Raw genomic sequence first — 528 nt, 5'->3', positions numbered from 1 at the left:
CACCAGCCTCGAGCGTTGGCCGGCCCTGCCGGACSTGCCGACGGCAGCGGAATCCGGCCTGCCGGGCTTCGATGCGGGCATCTGGTGGGGCGTGCTCGGCCCCGTGCGCATCCCCCCGCCGATCCTCGCCACGCTGAACGAAGGGGTGAATGCGGCGCTGCAGGAGCCTGAGGCGCGACAGGTGCTGGGGCGGCTCGGCATCCAGCCCATCGGCACCACGCCCGAGGCCTTCGAGCAGCGCATCCGGCAGGACATGGACCGCTACGCGGCGCTGATCCGCGACGTCGGCATCCGGCCGCCCGAATGAGTGCTGCAAGCCGCCATGGCTATGCGCAGACCCCGCGCGGCGCCGTCCACTACGCTGAGGCCGGCGAGGGTCCGCCGCTCCTGCTGCTGCACGCCACGCCGCGCTCGCACCGCGCCTTCCGGCATATGCTGCCGCTGCTGGCGCCGCATTTCCGGACCTTCGCCATCGATGCGCCGGGCTACGGCGCCTCGCACCGGCTGCCTGGGTCGGTGGACATGGCG

At 73.2% G+C, this 528-nt stretch carries 2 protein-coding genes; both read left to right on the top strand.

What is annotated here, in order from left to right; all coding sequences use genetic code 11:
• A partial coding sequence (locus AC1DWF_RS38320) for a Bug family tripartite tricarboxylate transporter substrate binding protein (RefSeq protein WP_476843624.1) occupies positions 1-307 on the top strand: 307 nt, incomplete at its 5' end.
• A partial coding sequence (locus AC1DWF_RS38315) for an alpha/beta fold hydrolase (RefSeq protein WP_476843623.1) occupies positions 304-528 on the top strand: 225 nt, incomplete at its 3' end. The genes AC1DWF_RS38320 and AC1DWF_RS38315, both read left to right, overlap by 4 nt.

This window comes from Aminobacter sp. P4_D5 (assembly GCF_056401815.1).
This window is presented reverse-complemented; position numbering and strand designations above follow the sequence as displayed.